The sequence below is a fragment of the Xenorhabdus thuongxuanensis genome, assembly GCF_001908095.1.
Classification (GTDB): domain Bacteria; phylum Pseudomonadota; class Gammaproteobacteria; order Enterobacterales; family Enterobacteriaceae; genus Xenorhabdus; species Xenorhabdus thuongxuanensis.
Genome location: NZ_MKGR01000021.1, coordinates 19,033 through 34,372 on the forward strand (window position 1 = coordinate 19,033; position 15,340 = coordinate 34,372).

The 15,340-nt window shown below is 43.5% G+C and carries 12 protein-coding genes; 5 read left to right on the plus strand and 7 right to left on the minus strand.

The window, feature by feature from the left end; all coding sequences use genetic code 11:
• Positions 1–317: 317 nt before the first annotated feature.
• On the minus strand, positions 318–869 hold the full coding sequence (gene nudE / locus Xentx_RS13325; protein ID WP_074020713.1) for an ADP compounds hydrolase NudE: 552 nt from the start codon (positions 867–869) through the stop codon (positions 318–320).
• A 359-nt stretch (positions 870–1,228) separates the two neighbouring features.
• On the opposite strand from nudE, the gene Xentx_RS13330 reads away from it, so the two are divergent.
• From Xentx_RS13330 to pckA, 4 genes are all read left to right on the plus strand, one after another.
• Entirely contained in the window at positions 1,229–3,331 is a 2,103-nt protein-coding gene (locus tag Xentx_RS13330) for an IgaA/UmoB family intracellular growth attenuator (RefSeq protein ID WP_074020714.1), read from the plus strand.
• Between the two features lie 69 nt (positions 3,332–3,400).
• Positions 3,401–3,820: a ribosome-associated heat shock protein Hsp15 gene (gene hslR, locus Xentx_RS13335; protein ID WP_074020715.1), complete on the plus strand. Its 420-nt coding sequence runs from the start codon at positions 3,401–3,403 to the stop codon at positions 3,818–3,820.
• A gap of 81 nt (positions 3,821–3,901) precedes the next feature.
• Positions 3,902–4,774, plus strand: coding sequence for an Hsp33 family molecular chaperone HslO (gene hslO, locus Xentx_RS13340; protein WP_074020716.1), 873 nt, complete (start codon positions 3,902–3,904; stop codon positions 4,772–4,774).
• A 194-nt stretch (positions 4,775–4,968) separates the two neighbouring features.
• Positions 4,969–6,588 carry a phosphoenolpyruvate carboxykinase (ATP) gene (gene pckA / locus Xentx_RS13345; RefSeq protein ID WP_074020717.1) on the plus strand — a complete coding sequence of 540 codons (1,620 nt, stop codon included), beginning with the start codon at positions 4,969–4,971 and terminating at the stop codon, positions 6,586–6,588.
• Between the two features lie 67 nt (positions 6,589–6,655).
• On the opposite strand, the gene Xentx_RS13350 is transcribed toward pckA, so the two are convergent.
• From Xentx_RS13350 to Xentx_RS13370, 5 genes are all read right to left on the minus strand, one after another.
• Positions 6,656–7,351 (minus strand): pirin family protein, encoded by a 696-nt coding sequence (locus tag Xentx_RS13350; protein ID WP_074020718.1) that lies wholly within the window; start codon positions 7,349–7,351, stop codon positions 6,656–6,658.
• 315 nt (positions 7,352–7,666) lie between these two features.
• Complete coding sequence (locus Xentx_RS13355) at positions 7,667–8,596, minus strand: GNAT family N-acetyltransferase (protein WP_074020719.1); 930 nt, start codon at positions 8,594–8,596, stop codon at positions 7,667–7,669.
• A gap of 11 nt (positions 8,597–8,607) precedes the next feature.
• Complete coding sequence (locus Xentx_RS13360) at positions 8,608–9,852, minus strand: phenylacetate--CoA ligase family protein (protein ID WP_074020720.1); 1,245 nt, start codon at positions 9,850–9,852, stop codon at positions 8,608–8,610.
• Between the two features lie 15 nt (positions 9,853–9,867).
• Positions 9,868–12,303, minus strand: a complete 2,436-nt coding sequence (locus Xentx_RS13365; RefSeq protein ID WP_074020721.1) for an acyl-CoA reductase — start codon at positions 12,301–12,303, stop codon at positions 9,868–9,870.
• A 1-nt stretch (position 12,304) separates the two neighbouring features.
• The gene (locus Xentx_RS13370) at positions 12,305–13,435 is read right to left on the minus strand and encodes a LuxE/PaaK family acyltransferase (RefSeq protein WP_074020722.1); all 1,131 of its coding nucleotides are present in this window, start codon (positions 13,433–13,435) and stop codon (positions 12,305–12,307) included.
• A 353-nt stretch (positions 13,436–13,788) separates the two neighbouring features.
• Between Xentx_RS13370 and Xentx_RS13375 the strand changes: the two genes are divergently transcribed.
• A complete protein-coding gene (locus Xentx_RS13375) occupies positions 13,789–13,971 on the plus strand; it encodes a hypothetical protein (protein WP_074020723.1) in 183 nt (60 codons plus the stop codon).
• Between the two features lie 95 nt (positions 13,972–14,066).
• Here Xentx_RS13375 and Xentx_RS13380 read toward each other — a convergent pair whose 3' ends face one another.
• Complete coding sequence (locus Xentx_RS13380) at positions 14,067–15,281, minus strand: BaiN/RdsA family NAD(P)/FAD-dependent oxidoreductase (protein WP_074020724.1); 1,215 nt, start codon at positions 15,279–15,281, stop codon at positions 14,067–14,069.
• Positions 15,282–15,340: the final 59 nt, after the last annotated feature.

Consider the following 15,340-nt stretch of genomic DNA (forward strand, 5'->3'; position numbering starts at 1 on the left):
CAAACTGCTTACTTCCCTTTGCAGTAATAGATTATTTAAAAAATAGGTCATTGATTAATTAGAGGCTATTTTAATGAGGAAGATATAATTATGATGTGAATTAATTTGTAATCTGTAGTTAATTTGTTTATTTATTATTTTTAATAAGCTGCGTTATTTTTCATAAATATCATTGAAATTATTACATGTATCAAATTAAACCTTACTCTATTTAGGTGTTTACTCTTTATCTCCGTATTTCAGTTAAAACGAGTATAAAATTGATATTTGGATATCAATTGCATACCCGTTTTTAAAGAATGAATTAATGCTTCCCATTATTTTTTTGCTTGTAGATATCGTTGGGCAAAAAATAGAGCACTGACATTTCTGGCTTCGTTGAAATCAGGGTGCTCCAATAGTGACATCATGTCAGAGATTGGCCAGCGTTTCTGCACTAATGGCTCTGGCTCATCTCCTGCCAGACATTCTGGGTAAAGCTCATGAGCAATCATGATATTCATCTTGCTGGAAAAATAGGACGGTGCCATCGTCAATTTCGTCAACAGTTCCAATTTTCCTGCGCCGAAGCCAATTTCTTCCTTCAGTTCACGATTGGCGGCTTCAAAAATACCCTCGCCAGCATCAATGGCACCTTTTGGAAAACCTAATTCATATTGTTCGATGCCAACGGCATATTCGTGAATAAGAATTAATTCATCCCCAATAATTGGAATAATTAGAACTGCTTCACGATTTGCTGGTTTCATTCGTTCATAAACTCGTTTTACACCATTGCTGAATTCAAGATCAACTGATTGAATATTGAATAAGCGCGAGCGGGCAACGTCATTTATATTCAGTATCTTAGGTTTTTTTAGATCAATCATGCTTGCCCCTGATGGTTGTCATATACCGGATAATTTAAAACAATAATGCGTTAAATAACTTAAATATTACTGTATTTTTTAAGTGTTGTGATGAAATGGTACGCATCCAAGTTTTGCTTTAATATGGCTGATTATGTTAGTAAATGATAGCGATTATCGCTTGAATGTATTTTTGTTGCTATCTTACTTACCCTTGCAAAAAGACTTTATTTTTTGGAAAGGTATGAGAAAAATTATATAACCTTTTGTAAATAAAATTAAAAAATAGAAGACAAGAATAGGAATAGCCTGATTTTGGGTGTTTCATGAGATTGTTATTCTGCTGATCTCTGTACTGCTGTTGTGAGCATGGGGAAAAAATGAGCTCATTGGTCATTATATTGGCTATTTTTATCATTAGCCTGATTATAATGGCTTCCTTTCTGATTTTCAGATGGAGGCGGCTTGGTAACGCGTGTTATCTACAGTCAATGACTAAAACAGCCAGCCGTAAACTGAATACCAATGAATATCAAGCCATAGAATCTTATTTGCGGAATGCCCGTCTTCCGATGAAGACGCATAGTAGGCCTGAGGCTGATTATCCGGTACTACCTGTTAAACATGATAATGTTTATACCATCACGCATCCTATTACCCGTTTTTCTGCCGCAACGGATGGAGGTCGGCATTGGCGCTATTATCTTGGTGAAACGGAAATACATTTTCCTGCGTTGCTTGAGCCATTTATCAAGCAGCAGAATACGATTGAGATTGTTCAAACCGCATCAATACCGCTTGTCATCGCGGTTAATGGTCACTTTCTGAAAGATTATCAGCAAGATCTGTCCATCACGAGACTAACGGCAAAAACCGAACATGCTTCCATTCAAAAAAATGGCAATTTGAGCGCTAAATTACTACATATCCGTAAGGAGACATTGGAAGAGTATCGTCTGCGGAAATCAACAGGCATTCAGGGAATCATCCTGATGTGTGTTGGTTTATCGCTATGGTTTGTGGCTCTTTTTGTGCCCATTCCGATATTACCGTGGTTAATGCTGGGGGCATTTTTATTTCTTCTAGGCAGTTTTTGGTCATATTTCCGAATACCTTCTGGTCGGAAATTAGCCAGAATCCATTGTTTCAATGGTATTCCGAAGCGATGGGGGGTATTTAGCGAATTTGAGCCGGAGCAAAGAAAGAATATTTCTCTGGGCGGCATTGATCTGGTTTATCCCGTACATTGGGAGCCCTATATTTCCCATGATCTTGATCAGAATACCGATATCGACATTTACACCAACTGCCATGTTGTGCGGCAGGGACGCTATCTTTCTTTACATGAAGAAGAGAAGCATTATCCTTATCAGCGTAGCAGAAAGAATGTAATGTTGGTGGTTTTCTCCGTATTTGTCATGCTGTTGCTTTACTTTTACCCGCCGGTGAACTTATCCATGAGGCTTAGTTTTGCCTGGTTATATGGCAGTAATACTAAGGTCATTACCAGTTTCCATGAGCTACAAAATATACCGTTGGAGGAGGGGGATGTATTAAAGGTCAAAGGTGTGGGGATGTGCTATGTTCCTCCCAGTATCCTACCTAAAGTGAATATTACAATATTCGCACCATTTGATTGTGTGGGTATCTATTGGAATAGTGAAATTCCATTACCTATGCTGGAATCTGAAGTTGTCGAAAATGCTTCAGCACTGATTACAGCGGTTGGTGAGCAATTACATCCAGTTGAACGTAAAATTAATCCTAGCTTGAATGCAGCTATTGCCAAATCGGGTATGACCTTGCTCGACAACTTTTCACAAATCATTTTGAAAACACAAAAGTTGTGCCAAAACGATGCTGATTGTGACCGTTTGAAAAATGCATTGGTCAATTTGGGAAATGCCAAAAATTGGGACAAATTGTTAAAAGACGCTGAAAGCGGCAAGCTGGACGGCACTAAGGTGTTTTTGCGTTCTATCGGTGCCGATGCGTTGGAAAAACTGGTTGATTCCACTACTGCATCATTTATCTATCGGGAGATCGATAGAATGGTCATTCTTATAAATAGTCCATCTCCGGGGGGCGTTTTATTGCTGAGTGATGAGGGGAAAACATTAGCTGAATACCCGATGCGGACACAATACATATACGAACACTCAGCTTTAGATCGATGGCGGGAATTACAGGGGCTTTTAGAGCTGTTGATGAAGACACCATTTGAAACGGAGGGGATTGTGACCAAATTGTCAGAAGATCCCAACGGGACTCGCCATATCATGTTGCACCGTGAACCGGATTCCACGTCGATTATTCGTTATCTGGGTAGTTGTTTGTTGCTGATGATCTTGCTAGTAACGTTGATCATCAACGTCATATTGATTATCAAGAAAAAGCAGAAAAACCGGCGGCGTCTCCAACATATTACCCAGTACTACGATAGCTGTTTTAATTCGTTTCCGCCGCCGATGGATTGGCGATAACCCAACGGGCTGTGTTACCCTCAGCCCGTTTTTTGCCAGCACCGATTCAGATCATTGGGAGAAACATCCATGCGGAATTCAGATACTGATCAGGCTGTTCGCTTTGATAAATGGTTGTGGGCTGCCCGTTTTTATAAAACCCGTTCCATCGCGCGTGAAATGATTGAAGGGGGAAAAGTCCATTATAATGGGCAACGGAGTAAGCCGAGTAAGCTAGTTGAATTGAATGCAGAGATTAAACTGCGTCAGGGAAATGATGAAAAAACGGTGATTGTCTTGGCATTGTGCAGTCGCAGACGGAGTGCTACCGAAGCCCAACAGCTTTATCAGGAAACGGCGGAGAGCGTTATCAATCGGGAAAAAATGGCATTGGCTCGTAAAATGAATGCACTCACGATGCCACATCCCGATCGCCGTCCAGACAAAAAAGAACGGCGTACACTGATAAAATTCAAGAACGCAAAATTAAATGAGTCGGGAGATACTTAATCGATTTTAAGCTGCATCCAATAAAAATAGGCAACTTGAAAGACGGAGAGTACAACCGTCTCAGTGAAATGAGAGAGATTTATGACCAAGCATGACCAATTACACCGCTTTTTATTTGAAAGCCATTCTGTCAGAGGGGAACTTGTTTCCGTTAGTGAAACTTACCAACGGATGCTGGAGAATCATCATTTTCCCCAACCAGTACAGCAGCTATTGGGTGAATTGTTGGTCGCAACCAGCCTGTTGACAGCTACCTTAAAATTCGATGGGGATATCACGGTACAGATTCAGGGAGATGGGCCGGTCAAACTGGCTGTAATTAATGGTAACAACCTGCAACAGATGCGTGGCACGGCTCGCATTGATGGTGACGTGAATGCCGCAAGTAGCCTGCGCGATATGATCGGTAATGGCTATATGGTTATCACCGTGACACCAACAGAAGGTGAACGTTATCAAGGCGTTGTGGCACTGGAAGGCAATACATTGGCAGAGTGTCTGGATGCGTACTTCAAACAGTCAGAGCAGTTGCCAACTCGCCTGTTTATCCGTACTGGTATGCAGGATGGAAAAATAGCAGCAGGTGGCATGTTATTGCAGATCTTGCCTGGGGCAAAGGAAGGCAGCGAAGATATGCTTGATCATTTGGTGCAACTGACTGTGACCATTAAGGGAGAAGAGCTGTTTACGCTGGATGCGAAAGAGATTTTGCATCGCCTTTATCATGAAGAAGATGTCACGTTATATGAACCCCAGCCAGTCGCATTTCGTTGCACCTGTTCCCAGCAACGTTGTGCTGATACGCTGGTGACGTTATCAGAAGCTGATCTTCAGGAAATTTTGCACAACGATGGCAAAATCGACATGCAATGTGAATTTTGTGGCATGCACTATGTTTTCGACGAGAAAGATATCAACGAAATAAAAGCTGCAAAAAAAGAGCGGTTGCACTGATTAGCAATGAATTCTTATAGGGCGTTATACACGCCCTTTTTTATACGAATAATTCTGCCATTCCGTGCCCTGTGTCTCATATAAGCTTAAAAAAAGTAATGTGATTTCAATTTTTTGATAACAATCGCTGTTAATTAGTCATAATTATTTATTATCCCCCACAGAGATAAAGTATAACTGACCAGGAGCAACAAATGAGCGTTACAGGCATTACTGAGCAGGAACTTGAGGTTTATGGTATTCATGATGTTAGTGAAATTATTTATAACCCAAGTTATGAACTGTTATTCTCTGAAGAAACTCAACCCACGTTACAAGGGTATGAGCGTGGCACATTGACTAACCTTGGTGCTGTCGCGGTAGATACAGGTATTTTCACGGGACGCTCTCCGAAAGATAAATATATTGTCCGCGATGATGTTACCCGCGACACCGTATGGTGGGCTGATCAAGGCAAAGGAAAGAACGATAATAAACCGCTCAGTCAGGAAACCTGGTCTCATCTAAAAGGTTTAGTTACTCAGCAGCTTTCAGGCAAACGTTTGTTTGTGGTTGATGCTTTTTGTGGAGCCAATGCAGATACGCGTTTGAAAGTGCGTTTTATTACTGAAGTGGCGTGGCAGGCACATTTTGTGAAAAATATGTTTATCCGCCCATCAGACGAAGAATTAGTTGGTTTCACACCTGATTTTATTGTGATGAACGGAGCTAAATGCACGAACCCACAATGGAAAGAGCAGGGACTGAATTCTGAAAACTTTGTTGCTTTTAACCTGACAGAGCGTATGCAGTTGATTGGTGGTACTTGGTATGGTGGTGAAATGAAAAAAGGGATGTTCTCAATGATGAACTACCTGTTGCCATTAAAAGGTATTGCCTCTATGCACTGCTCCGCCAACGTGGGTGAAGAAGGGGATGTCGCTATTTTCTTCGGTCTTTCTGGGACAGGGAAAACCACGCTTTCCACTGATCCGAAACGTAAGTTAATCGGTGATGATGAACATGGCTGGGACGATGACGGCGTGTTTAACTTTGAAGGCGGTTGTTACGCAAAAACCATCAATTTATCCAAAGAAGCGGAGCCGGATATCTATCATGCTATTCGCCGTGATGCCCTGTTAGAGAATGTCACTGTACTGGCGGATGGTACGGTTGATTTCAATGATGGCTCCAAAACAGAAAATACTCGTGTTTCTTATCCGATTTACCATATTGAAAATATCGTTAAGCCGATTTCAAAAGCGGGGCACGCGACTAAGGTCATTTTCCTGACCGCAGATGCTTTTGGTGTACTGCCTCCGGTTTCCCGTTTAACCCCAGAACAAACCCAATACCACTTCTTGTCTGGCTTTACGGCAAAATTGGCGGGAACTGAACGTGGTGTGACGGAGCCTACACCAACTTTCTCTGCTTGCTTTGGAGCGGCATTCCTATCACTGCATCCGACGCAATATGCAGAAGTGTTGGTTAAGCGTATGCAGTCATCGGGCGCGAAAGCCTATCTGGTCAATACGGGTTGGAATGGCACGGGCAAACGTATCTCCATAAAAGATACCCGTGCGATTATTGATGCGATTCTCAGTGGTGACATTGAAGAGGCGGATACCATTCAACTGCCGATTTTTGATCTGGCCGTACCAACGACATTGCCGGATGTAGATACCAACATTTTGGACCCACGCAATACCTATGCCGATAAATCCGAATGGGATGTGAAGGCGAAAGATCTGGCCCAACGTTTTATCAATAACTTTGATAAATATACTGACACCGCTGCGGGTGCCGCATTGGTGAAGGCGGGTCCTAAGTTGTAGTGTAAATTTAAGCTTCTCATGAAAGAACTCTATCCAACCGAATAGAGTTCTTTCTTAATACCCAATATCAGTTGGATGGCAAATCAAACAGTAGGATCTCACTTTCTTGATTTGCAGTTAGCCGAAGTTGGGACTCATCCCAAATAGCAACACCATCGCTGGTGGTAGCCCGAACTCCATTGATCATTACTTCACCATGAACGACCTGAATCCAGATGTTGCGTGCTTTTTCCATGTCATATTCACCATTTTCGCCATTTTTTAATGCCCAACGCCATAATGTCATATCCTGAAAAACTTTTAGTGAGCCAGCACGGGCATCAGGAGAGAGAATTAATTGGCGACCTTCAGTCGTATCAAAGCGGTGTTGTTCATAACGGGGAGTGAGTCCTGTTTTTTCCGGTATGATCCAGATCTGGTAAAGATGCAGTTGGCTATCATGTTGTGGGTTATATTCTGAGTGACGGATGCCTGTTCCTGCACTCATAATCTGGAATTCTCCCGCAGATACTCTTCCTTTGTTCCCCATACTGTCTTGATGCTCCACTGTTCCAGACAGCACATAAGTCAATATTTCCATATCCTTGTGAGGATGCATACCAAATCCCTGCCCAGCATCAATCACATCTTCGTTAATGACCCTGAGTACAGAAAATCCCATGAAATTTGCATCATAATAACTGGCGAACGAAAAAGTATGCCAACTGTCCAGCCAGCCATGATTGGCATGACCCCGTTGTGAAGCTTGACGTAAGTAGATCATTTCAACATCCCTCAATATTTTTTTGTAGTCTAGTTGAAGGCATGAAATATAAAAGATGGGAAATTTAATCTAAATTTTCAAAATTTTTGAAGAAAAATAAGACAATGTCAGGGCAAAAAAAAGCCAACATAAAGTTGGCCTATAAAAGTAAACACTGGAAGCAATGTGAGCAATGTCGTACTTTCACATGGACCCTGAAGGTGGTGCACTGAAAGTGCTAAGAATGATAATCGTTCTCAATATCATTTGTAAAGTGTTTTTTTAAGCAAATTTGAGGCATTGCTTAAGATTCGTTTTGTTATGTTAGTTGTGTTGTCAGCTCACCCCCAATTCCATCTGATAGAGATATTGAGTGCCCATATCATGAAATTGATAGGGCGTTAATTGGTAGCCTCGTAGCCACAGCAAAAACCACCCATCATGCGTGTCCGGGCAAAGCCCGGCGAATCGGAATCCACCTTTTTTCAGCAATGAGCATAACCCCAGAGCTTCTTCACATGCAGGCAGTTTCAAATAGATTAACTGTCCAGAAGGAAGATCGATGATCTCCGATAAAAAGTCAGCATGAACTTCGTATAGTGTGATTTCCAAACGTCGACCAGATTTTTTCATGGTAAATGGCTCAGAAACCATGGAACGCCGATACGCTGATGGAGTATTTTGAGATGATTCGCCAACATATTGACTGATGTGGGCAACCCAGTCTTGCCAGGGTTGGGGCCAGTTCAGTTTAGGTAATGGCAATGATTTAAGAGGCAAAATGCCTTGAACAATACTTTCGGGTTTTGGTAGACCAAATGGCGAATCAACATAATCCAGCAGCAGTGCTGTAGAATAGAAACCCAAATTTCGAGCGATGTACTGGCTTTTAGGGTGTGAACATACCTGTTTCATCGTCAATAAATTATAACCTTGCTCTTTCGCATAGCCGCATAAATAACTGCCCAGCGATTTAGCCACACCATGACCTTGAAAATCAGGATACACAGCAATTAGTGCCAACTCTGCCTGACTTTTCTGCACCAGATCTTTAACCAGAGAAGCATGACCAATAAGCAAACCTTGGTGGAATGCCAAGGCAGAGTACCATTGCCCTGTGGACTGGTAGTCATTGATGAACCTTGGCAAATAGATGTCAGGATAGACATACGAATCACCGTAAACCTCACGGAATAATTGGCTGATTTTTTTATCATCACCTGATTGATAGCTGCGGATCTGAATAGTGGACTGGAAGATAGTCATCGATTTCAACCTTAATTATAACGACGTAGATCCACAACTCGCTGCAATTTTCCTGATCGTGGGTGCGTATACATGCTATCGATATTAGTTTGCACGATCTCCAGCATATTTTGGTGTATGCAAGCCTCTTCCAGACCCGGAAAGGCGGCCATAACCCGATGGCGTATTCTGTCGATACCTACAGTTTGCAGGCTTGCTACCAACAATCGGATTTGGTCTTGCCCTGCCTTCTGACTTAGCTCCAATTGCCAAGCCAAAAGCTCTGTGTGTTGTGATAGTTGTGTAGCTAAGTCATCAGGGAATAATGACAGGGTGCCAAATCGTATACGATAGCCTCGATTAGCACGTCCTTGCAGGGCAAATTTACGGTCTGGCTGTTCTGGTTCGCACCAACAAGCCATATCACCAGTAGGATAGCGGATCACAGGCATAAGTTGTCGTTGCAGGTTAGTGACAACTAATAAGCCACGTTTCCCTGGCACAGCAATGGGCTGATGAGTTATTTCATCGACGATTTCGATAATCGTGTCGTCAGAAAATACGCGATGCTCTCCCTGTTTGCAGTCTGGATCAGCAAAGCCAATCAAACCAGCATCGACACTGGCACAACCGATTGAACCTAAACGGGCGTGAGGAAAAACTTGTCGTATGATAGTGACCTGTGAATCAAACAAACTTTCTCCACCATAGAGAATGGTCTCCACCATCGGCAATGTTTGCCCCATTTCTTTCAAATGGTGAGCCAGGCGGATTAACTGCACGGGTACACCTGCCAGCACATTAATGTTGTGAAGGCGGATATTGTTAATCAGCAATACATCTTCAACCTTACAGGTGAAAGGAAATTCCAATATAGGGATTGGTGCATTCGATAATGCGCCGTGGATAAATATAAAGCTGGTATAAAGATCGCCAGCAAAAAACAGGTTAGCTACCCGATCTCCGGCTTTTAATTGGTGAGCAATGCCCTGGCCAAAGGAATTAATAAATGCTTTCCACTCTTGCTGACTGAAAACCGACAACCGCCCATCGCTGGTTGAGCCACCTGTTTTAAACACATGACCGCCTTCCAGCGGCGCAGTCAGCACCGGCCATGTTGGTAAGTTAGTTGAATGTGCCCAGTAATGATTGGGTTCCACGAGTGGTAAATCTTCCAAAACCCAATTATTGGGAATGGATTTATAGAGTTCTCGGTAATAAGCTGAATGCTCGCGTGTATGATGGAGCAAATCAGTCAATGTCGTTTGGGTCATCATCTTAATTTTACTCAATTAATATTTACGCAAGTCGATGAATAATGGTGTTTTTCCACTATGTTTATTGTGGTGGAATTCAGTGCTTGAAGTGGAAGTAACGTCTAAATTCAGCAGGTTTCCTTCAATAACTTCGATAATTTTGGGATCTTTCAATAAGTTTTGGCGCACAGTGAGCGGATCGGCATGATCAACCAAGAGTTGAATGCTATCGACCCCATCATTGTCATGATTGATGATCCATTGCACTGGTAATGCCAGTTGTTCAGACAAATCAGCAAGATTGAAAAAAATACTACCTACCCGTAACAGAGAGCCATGGCGTTCCTTAAGTAGGAAACGTGGTGAAGTCAGACCACAAGAACAAGGTTGATTAATCCAGCAACCTAGATCCCCTAAATCGTAGCGTTGGACAGGTTGTGCCTCACGGTAGCGGGAAGTGAATACCAGACGACCCGTTTCACCCTCTGCCACAGGTTGATCATTCTCTATATTGAGAATTTCCAGCCATTGAGTATCAGCCATTAAATGGAAAACACCGTCCTCGCTGGCTGCACACGCATGACCCACTGGCCCAGCGTCGACTGAACCGTAAATTGTTGAACGTATCAGGGTGATACCAAAGCTGGTCAGGAAGTTTCGTTGGTTTATATTGAGGTGTTCACCCCCCAGGAATAGCTTACGAATGCCGTCATATTGACGTAGTTTAGTTTCTTCATTTAGAAATAGCCGATGTATCGTGCTTGGCATACCTACCAGCGTATTAATGCGTTGATGTACGATAAACTCAGCGATTTCCCTAAAGTCATTATCAGTAGGGCCACCCATTGGATATTGTGTCACTCCCAATTTATCCAGGATGGTGAAGAAGCTCATCATGCCTCCGTACAACTTCCCGCCATACAACAGGTTCATGACGCGATCGGTTGCAGGTTCAAGCCCTGAGGCAAATACGCCATCGGCTGCGGCCAGCATCTGCCTGTGGTAATCATGGTAGCTATAAGCCGCCAGCTTAGGCGTACCACTACTACCGCCACTGCGGAAAAACAGGCGAGCCTTATCGTTAGGAACTAACGTCTGAAAATCTGCCTTATTCATGATAGGCAGATTTTCTAATCCGCGTGGGCGTGATGGAGGCACATCAAGATGGGCGCAACCTGCCATTAAATCAGGCGCAAGGCTGACAGATACTCGTTTGGTAAGGCGTGATAGTGCGTAGACTCCATCGTGTGGTTCACCATGATAGCCATCATGCATCTGTCCCGCAGGCGTGATACGGCTGACGCCCGCAGCAAACAGGGTATGACTCATTTCGGTGATATGCTCTTGACGGGTAATCAACGCACAGCTTTGTAGATAGTTACGCCAAGGCAGCAAAATAGAACACAGATGCTTACGTGGAGCAGGGCGTATTTGCAATGTGCGGAACAAAGGGGACGCCGCTAATTCCTCTTCGTGTCGCCATATCACTCGCCAGTCGTCGGCTTGCCATATTTCACCGCGTACCTGTGTAAACACAAAATCGAGTTGTTGGAAAGCCGTTTGAGTCGTAATTTCAGCGGATTCCTGAATGTCCGGTTTCAGGGCTGGGTGTAATCCGGCACGGCGTTGCAGCGCGGCTGCCATGCGTTGTCCAATATGTTGTAAAACTCCAGGATCATCGCTATCGACCAGCAAACATTGTGGGCTGGAACAGGCTTGTTGGTCATAACGACAGATATCATCAGCCAATGCATCCAATTGGGTATCATCGGCGGCGTCAGGACTTAACCAAGCAATACTGATACGATGCCCCCAATCTATCCAGCGGCAACCTGCGGGTAGTTGGGCACGAATGGATGTCAGGGAAGAATCGCTTCCCCAAGCAGAAACCGCATCAGCCTGACTGAACAGCTCTGGCAATTGCGTCACTGGCAACGGTAAGACTGCCACCCTAGCAGCTAAATTACCTGAAATATCATGGGCCAAAAATTCTGCCAGCAGTTGTGCACTAAAACCGTTATCGCTGCTGCTTGGACGTAACCAGTTAATATTACCCACCAGCAAACTCTCTATTACGGCCATAAAAGGCAGAAGTTCAGCATTGGAAGGCGTAATGTGGACGACCACGCCTAATGGCTTCCAGGTCTCATATCGGTTCTGGTTATAATCGAATCGACGCAGTGAAAAAGGGTTTTGCCCAAGTTCCCGCTCCAGTTTGGCCTTCAAGGCTTCACGTTGGCAAAAAGCGATAAGCGATCCCTTGGTTTGGGCATCAAACAATGGATGTTCGCCCAGATTGGCAAGATATTCGGCAAAACGTTGCGCGCAATCCAGTACTTGCTCAGCAGTATGGGGGTGTGCCAGCAGATCAGGTAAACGCTCACGCAATTTCGCGATTTCTTGCCCTGCCAATTGCTCTGAAGACATCGGATTATTCATGATTTTTACGGAAACGGTATTTACGGAGGACATATCAAGATCTCTTAATCAATTCTGAAGCGGCAATCGCACAACTACGGCTTTTGCTAGTGCCAGCGCGGCCAAGCAGTTCAAACCAATCTGTTTCAAGTTCACAACCACAGCTTTCACCGCAATGCAGCACAGCCAGGTCGCTTGTAACGATGCTGTGGGCTGGGCAGGAAGTGATATAAGGTGATATAAGATGTAGAAATCCTGGTTCCCCATAAGGTTGGCAGGTTAAATTTTGGGTGTGGCGTACATAAGCACGGGCATAGACCGGAACATGGAAATTATGGTGAGAACATTCAACATAAGGGACTGGGTGTTCAACGGAACCATAACCATCACGACAGCGAATATCAGGGATACCCAATTGCTCGGTTATCCGTTGATACAGTTCTTTTTTAGGAATGGATTTATCGGCATGTGTTTTCCAGCCTCCACCGAGGAAAACCAGCGACTCAGGATGTAATTTTAGTGTCGGCAGCCCCATCTGCTCCATTCTTTGCAGGGTGAACCACAAAAAGGCAGGAAAACCGAAAATCCGCACTGGCAATCCTTCTTGGGCAAATTGCTGGAGTGCCGTAATAGTACCGAAGGGATCGAATTCATTACCTTGTCCGTTATGGCGCAAAGCATAATAAGCCCGATTTACCGGAGCATATTTACACAGGAATTGATCGGTGTAGGCTGTACCCAGAGTGACGGCACCAGCGGGTTCGTAGCTAAGTAGTAGGTAGTTACAGGGTTGATCAGGGATATTCCAGCCATAATAGTCAAAAATACAGTCCACCATATGCTGGGCAGCCGCAATACTTACAGCGTCATAGCGCATACGGCTTTTTTGTCCGGTGGTTCCAGAGGAAGTCAGTTCCAGCGCATCGTGTGCACTGTCACTGAGTATTAGGTTACGTTTGAAATAATTGGCAAATAACAAAGGCAGATTTGACCAATCATCCAGTGTCATTAGCGCCTGTTTATCCAAGCCATGATCTGCCAGCCACTGCTTGTAACCAGGGGTATGTTCACAGTGATATAGCGTCAGTTCACACATGGCGTTATTAAATAATGCATCATATTCGGTACAAGCACGGTAAGGATGTGTGATAGCACACAGTGCCTTGACGTGAGGTAAGTTTTGCATATCAGTACTCATTCTTCAGTAACAGCTACAAATAATCATTAATTAAAATTCATTAATTAATTTTTTATTCTTAGGTTGGGTGTAATCATTTTTGATAGCCTAAATATATTAATTATTGTAATTAATTGTGTGTCTATTTTAATTTAATATTTTGGCGTTGTTGGAGGATATTACATTGGGTCTGACAGCGGTAATTTTTTGAAAAACAGCGATGTTAAGGATGGTGATAGATGTTTTTTACCGTCTTGTAGTTAATGTCAGCCCTGTGTTTGCGGAGCGCATTATTTCAAACCAAATGATAACAATCAAACTATTTTTCTAATGTTTTTTCTTTAGCGCAATCATTATTTGATATGCCATTTTATTATTATGCGACAGGTTGGGATACCGCGGTTGCTGGTGGTGGTATCATCGGTGGTATTTTGCTTGATCGAGCAGGTGCAATATCCTTTGCGTGGGTAGTGATGGTTCTCCTCATTATCTCTTTGTTGAGCACGGTCTTCGCCATGAACAATTCATTGCAGCGTAAGATCTAATTTAGAGAACGGGAGGCGTTTTACAACTATTACAGACCACGGATGGCTTGGAAGGTAAAACGCCTTATGGGACTCTTGTCGAGAAAATGGGTTCGTTACAGGTAAACTCTATTGTCTCTGCACAACACCAAAGCCTGCGCACAAGCCCATGCTGAACTCCATGCCCACTGGAAGTTATACCCACCAAGCCAACCGGTTACATCAACCACTTCACCAATAAAATACAATCCCTTCACTTTATGGGCTTCCATCGTTTTTGACGACAATTCATGAGTATCTACTCCGCCAAGAGTCACTTCCGCCGTGCGATAACCTTCCGTACCATTTGGTTGCACCTGCCAGCATTGCAGGGTTGTGATCAGCACTTTTTGTTGTGTGGAATTAAGTTGTTTCAGGGACAGTTCTGGCAATTGTCCAAGAGACTGTAAACATTCCACCAGACGTTTGGGCAATAATTTAGCCAGTGTGTTTTTCAAACTCTGATTGGGATGAGATTCCCGCTCCTGATCCAGAAAATTATCGAAATCTATGTCAGGAAGTAAGTTAATACTCACATACTCACCAGGCTGCCAATAGCTGGAGATCTGCAAGATAGCTGGGCCAGAAAGGCCGCGATGGGTGAACAAAATATTTTCTTTGAATACGGTGCCATCTTTTGCGGTTACGACAGAAGGAACCGAAACACCGGAAAGGGTTTGAAGTTGTTCCAGTAGCGGTTTATGCAGGGTAAAGGGAACTAATGCTGCACGTGTAGGTAGGATGTTGAGTCCGAATTGTTCCGCGATACGGTAACCTAAAGGAGAGGCTCCTAAGCCAGGCATGGACAAACCACCGGATGCCACAACAAGTGAATATGCACTTACTTTTATTCCTGCTGCTGTAATGATAAATCCCTGCTCTTTCTTCTCGACATGAGTAACTTCACTACGCAATCGAATCGTTACTTGTCCTATTTCGCACTCTTTCAAAAGCAGGTCTATGATTTGTTGCGCTGAGTCGTCGCAGAAAAGCTGTCCCAATGTTTTTTCGTGGTAAGGAATACTATAGCGCTGTACAAGATCAATAAAATCCCACTGGGTATAGCGAGCTAGTGCTGACTTACAAAAATGGGGATTGGCAGAAAGGTATGCTGCCGGTTCGGTATATATGTTGGTGAAATTGCAGCGCCCTCCACCGGACATTAAAATCTTGCGGCCTGTTTTTTTGCCATTATCCAGTACCAGAACGTTTAATCCTGCTTGTCCTGCTTGTGCAGCACAGAATAAGCCAGCAGCGCCAGCACCAATAATAACTACATCAAATTTTTCCATTCATCTGTCTCTTTTGGCCGATTTATTTGTAGGAATTCACTGCATTGTGGGGGTTCTGT

What these genes read in the sequence shown, in the direction of transcription:
- nudE (WP_074020713.1), bottom strand. Translation starts at nt 869, where the DNA reads ATGATTGATCTAAAAAAACCTAAGATACTGAATATAAATGACGTTGCC.
- Xentx_RS13330 (WP_074020714.1), top strand. Translation starts at nt 1,229, where the DNA reads ATGAGCTCATTGGTCATTATATTGGCTATTTTTATCATTAGCCTGATT.
- hslR (WP_074020715.1), top strand. Translation starts at nt 3,401, where the DNA reads ATGCGGAATTCAGATACTGATCAGGCTGTTCGCTTTGATAAATGGTTG.
- hslO (WP_074020716.1), top strand. Translation starts at nt 3,902, where the DNA reads ATGACCAAGCATGACCAATTACACCGCTTTTTATTTGAAAGCCATTCT.
- pckA (WP_074020717.1), top strand. Translation starts at nt 4,969, where the DNA reads ATGAGCGTTACAGGCATTACTGAGCAGGAACTTGAGGTTTATGGTATT.
- Xentx_RS13350 (WP_074020718.1), bottom strand. Translation starts at nt 7,351, where the DNA reads ATGATCTACTTACGTCAAGCTTCACAACGGGGTCATGCCAATCATGGC.
- Xentx_RS13355 (WP_074020719.1), bottom strand. Translation starts at nt 8,596, where the DNA reads ATGACTATCTTCCAGTCCACTATTCAGATCCGCAGCTATCAATCAGGT.
- Xentx_RS13360 (WP_074020720.1), bottom strand. Translation starts at nt 9,852, where the DNA reads ATGATGACCCAAACGACATTGACTGATTTGCTCCATCATACACGCGAG.
- Xentx_RS13365 (WP_074020721.1), bottom strand. Translation starts at nt 12,303, where the DNA reads ATGTCCTCCGTAAATACCGTTTCCGTAAAAATCATGAATAATCCGATG.
- Xentx_RS13370 (WP_074020722.1), bottom strand. Translation starts at nt 13,435, where the DNA reads ATGCAAAACTTACCTCACGTCAAGGCACTGTGTGCTATCACACATCCT.
- Xentx_RS13375 (WP_074020723.1), top strand. Translation starts at nt 13,789, where the DNA reads ATGCCATTTTATTATTATGCGACAGGTTGGGATACCGCGGTTGCTGGT.
- Xentx_RS13380 (WP_074020724.1), bottom strand. Translation starts at nt 15,281, where the DNA reads ATGGAAAAATTTGATGTAGTTATTATTGGTGCTGGCGCTGCTGGCTTA.